The sequence below is a fragment of the Amycolatopsis sp. SID8362 genome (genome assembly GCF_010550475.1).
GTDB classification, from domain to species: domain Bacteria; phylum Actinomycetota; class Actinomycetes; order Mycobacteriales; family Pseudonocardiaceae; genus Amycolatopsis; species Amycolatopsis eburnea.
The window spans coordinates 1-3,882 of record NZ_JAAGNB010001524.1 but is presented as its reverse complement, the minus strand read 5'-3'; the positions used below and the strand labels follow the sequence as shown (position 1 = coordinate 3,882).

Sequence of the window (3,882 nt, the reverse complement as noted above, 5' to 3'; positions counted from 1 at the left end):
GAGCGGGTCGGCGTCGCGTCCGGCCAGGGCGGCGGCTTGGCCGCGCAGGCCGCCCGGGGTGCGGGCCGACAGCACCCAAGGGGCTTCGTTTCGCGCGCGTGGGGGCGGCTCCGGGGCCGGGGGCGCGGCGGAAAGGACGAGGTGGCAGTTGGTGCCGCCCATGCCGAAGGAGGAGACGCCGGCGTAGGCGTTTTCGGGCCAGGGCACGGATTCCCGGGCGACGCGCAGGCGCCAATCGTCGAAGCGGATGGCCGGGTTGGGGTGTTCGTGGTTGCGGCTGGGCGGGACTTCGCCGTGGGACAGCGAAAGCGCGACCTTCAGCAGGCCCGCGATGCCCGCGGCGCCTTCGAGGTGACCGATGTTCGTCTTGACCGACCCGACCCACAGCGGGTCTTCGCCGCGTCCCGGCGCGAAGACGGCGCCGAGCGCGGCGGCTTCGAGCGGGTCGCCGACGCGGGTGCCGGTGCCGTGCAGCTCGACGTACCGGACGGCGTCGGCTGGGACGTCCGCGCGCTTGAGCGCGGCCCGGATGACGGCTTCCTGGGCTTCGGCGCTGGGCGTGGTGAGGGTTTCGCTGAAGCCGTCGTTGTTGACCGCGCCGCCTTCGATGACGCAGTGGACGCGATCGCCGTCCCGCAGCGCGGCGGCGAGCGGCTTGAGGACGACGAACCCGCCGCCCTCCCCGCGGACGTAACCGTTGGCGCGCGCGTCGAAGGTGTAGCAACGGCCGTCCGGCGAGAGCCCGCCGAACCGGTCGGCGGCGATCGTGCTCTCCGGGGCCAGGTTCAGCTGCACGCCGCCGGCCAGCGCCAGCTCGGCTTCGCCGCTGCGCAGGGCTTCGCAGGCGAGGTGCACGGCGACCAGCGACGACGACTGCCCGGTGTCGACCGACAGGCTGGGCCCGCGCAGGCCGAAGGCGTAGGAGATCCGGTTGGCGACGACGGCGCGGCTCTGCCCGGTGAGGGTGTGGTGGCCGATGGCTTTCGGGCCGCCTTGCTTGAGCAGCGTGGCGTAGTCGTCCGCGCTCGCGCCGACGAAGACGCCGGTCGGGGAGCCTTCGAGGGTTTTCGGGACGATCCGCGCGTCTTCGAGGGCTTCCCAGCCGAGTTCGAGGGCGAGGCGCTGCTGCGGGTCCATGGTGGCGGCCTCGCGGGCCGGGATGCCGAAGAACGCGGCGTCGAAGGTGTCCACTTCGGACAAGAAGCCGCCGCGGCGGGTCCCGGGCGGGACCGAATCGCGGCGGTTGGGCGGGACTTCGGTGGTGCCGTCGGCACCGTCGCGCAGGAGGGTCCAGAAGGCACCGGGCGCGGGCGCCGAGGGCAGGCGGCAGGCCAGCCCCACGATCGCGACGGCGCCTTCGCGGGCAACGTGCTCGGCTCGATCCACCGCGGCGCTCCCAGTGATCCGGTTCGGCGGGCCCGCCGGAGCCACCGCCGGGGTTCAGGTCGAAGGCGACTATGCCCGGGGCGGCCCCGGTTTTTCCCCAGAGATCGGGGCCACCGGGATGTCGCGAAGTCTGCGGTTTTCCGTGGTTGCGCGGCGGCATGCTCGTCGCGCCGGATGTCCCGAAGGAAGGCAGGCCATGGCAAGCATCGGACGGGCGTTGAGACGTCCCTGGATCGTCCCCTTCTACGTCGTGGTGTTCGGGTTCCTCCTGTCCCGGCTGCCCCTCTACGTGGGCTTCGACCCGGCCAAGTCGACCGCGCCCACCCGCCTCGACCTGCCGTTCTACTACCCGCTGCTGGTCGCGCACATCCTCTTCGGCTCGGTGGCGTTCGTGACGGCGTCGATCCAGGTCTGGCCGTGGCTGCGCAACCGCAACCCGAAGCTGCACCGCATCTCCGGCCGCGTCTACGTCCTGGGCGGCGCGCTGCCGGCCGGGCTCGCGATCCTTACGATCACGCCGTTCCTCACCCACGGCCCTGGCCAGAAGGCGGGCAACGCGCTGCTGGGGCTGCTGTGGCTGGGCACGACGATCGTCGGTTTCCGGCGGGCGAGGCAGGGGCGGATCGTCGAGCACCGGGAGTGGATGCTGCGCAGTTTCGCGCTGTGCTTCTCGATCCTGGCGTCGCGGTTCTGGCTGGGCCCGGCGATCCTGTGGCTGGAGCCCGAGGTGTTCACGATGGGCGTCGACGGGCCGCCCGCGGTGCAGGACCAGGTGTCGACGCTGACGTCGTGGGTGCCGTGGGTGGTCAACCTGCTGATCGCGGAGTGGTTCAACCACCGGGCGCGGTACAAGGCGCTGGGCCGCCAGGCGGCCAAGCGCGCGGCGGCTCAGACCGGTGTGGCGCAGGACGCGGTCCCGCCGGTGGCGTCCGGCAGCCCGGCGGTGCCCACCGGCGCCGCGGTGCTGGAGCGGCCGGCACCCGACCCGGTCCCGTGATGTCACGCTGAGCTTCGCCGACACGGCTCGGCGTCCGGGTTCCGGACGCCGCCCGCGGCCGCCTTCCCGCGGCGGATGACCCCGGCACGACCCCGTGTGCCGGGGTCTTTCCGTGTGCCGGGGATCTCCACGAGCCGGGTCCACCGGGTATCGGGCGCGGCCGCGTGCCGGGGGGCAATCCGCGCACGGCCGGTGGACCCAGGCCGCGGCTTCCCACCGGAGACAAGCAACACCGACGCCCCGCACGGGACCCGTGCGGGGCGTCGGTGTCGATCAAATCAGAGGATCTCCGGCAGCCACGCACGCACCGCGTCCACCGTTGTGCCGATGTGGCCCTCCATCATCGTGAAGTGGTTGCCCGGCACGTCCACCACCGAGGTCGCCGTATCCCAGGACGAGCGCCAGTTCGTGTCGAGCTGGGACTCCGCCAGGGGTTCCGTGGCGCGCAGCAGCAACGTCGGTACCGACAGGTCCGGGGGCTGCCAGCCGGCGATCAGGTCGATGCACCAGAACATCGCCGTCAGCCCCGCGCTGCTGACCTCCGTGTAGCGCTCGTTCCGCTCGTGCATGCCGATCATCAGGCCCGGGCCGGCGGTGGAGACGAACTCGCTGTCGACCATGTACGTGTCGAACAGCACCACGCCGGCCGGCGGGTGGCCGCGGTGCTCCAGCTCCGCCGCGACGGCGTGCGCGATCAGGCCGCCGGTCGAGGAGCCCAGCAGGACCAGTGGCCGGTCCGTGCGGTGCCGGGTGACCGCGTCGGCGACCGTCCGGACCAGGACCTGGATCGACGACGGCAGGTCCTCGCCGTCGCCGAAACCGGGGAGGGGGACCGCGGAGACCTGGAAGTCGCCGCGGCTGGTGGAGGCGAACAGGCTGTACTGCTGGACGCCCGCCGCCGCGACGAACGCCGGGATGCAGACCAGGTGGGGGCTGTCCTCGGCGCCGCCCCGGGACAGCCAGACCGGGCGGAGCGGCTTGGCCGGGGCCGCCGGGTCGTCGTAGGTCGGGCGGAGGCGGGCCACGGCGCGGAGCATCTCCACGCCGGCCTTCTGCTTGTCGTTCTTGACCGCGTGGTTGAACAGCCCCGACACGGTCTCGCGCACCGGCGACGCGACCCGCGCCGGTGCGGTGTCGTCGCCGGCTTCGCGCGGCTTCAGCTCGCCGGCGAGGAACGCGGCGAGTTCCACCGGGGTGCTGTAGTCGAACACGAGCGAGGTCGGCAGGATCAGCCCGGTCACGGCCTGCAGCCGGTTGCGCAGGTCCATCGCGGTCAGCGAGTCGAAGCCCATCTCGGGGAACCCGTGCTCCGGGTCGACCTCCGCCGGCCCGCCGTGGCCGAGCACGACCGCGGCCTGGGTGCGGACGAACTCGAGCAACGCGGCTTCGCGGGCGTCGTCGTCGAGCCCGGCGAGGTGGCGGACGAACTCCGCCGGCTCGCCCGCGGCCGAACGCCGTGACGGCGCCGGGAGCAGGCCGCGGTAGAGCGGCCCGGCGCT

3 protein-coding genes are annotated in these 3,882 nt (G+C 73.2%); 1 reads left to right on the top strand and 2 read right to left on the bottom strand.

The features are described 5' to 3' along the window. The coding region (locus G3I65_RS46960; protein WP_160701849.1) for a polyketide synthase at positions 1-1,386 on the bottom strand (1,386 nt) is incomplete at its 3' end. Between the two features lie 196 nt (positions 1,387-1,582). Between G3I65_RS46960 and G3I65_RS46955 the strand changes: the two genes are divergently transcribed. Beyond that, positions 1,583-2,383 (top strand): DUF2306 domain-containing protein, encoded by an 801-nt coding sequence (locus G3I65_RS46955; RefSeq protein WP_160701848.1) that lies wholly within the window; start codon positions 1,583-1,585, stop codon positions 2,381-2,383. A gap of 278 nt (positions 2,384-2,661) precedes the next feature. Here G3I65_RS46955 and G3I65_RS46950 read toward each other — a convergent pair. Continuing rightward, positions 2,662-3,882, bottom strand: a 1,221-nt coding sequence (locus tag G3I65_RS46950) for an alpha/beta fold hydrolase (protein ID WP_160701847.1), incomplete at its 5' end; no start/stop codon positions are given.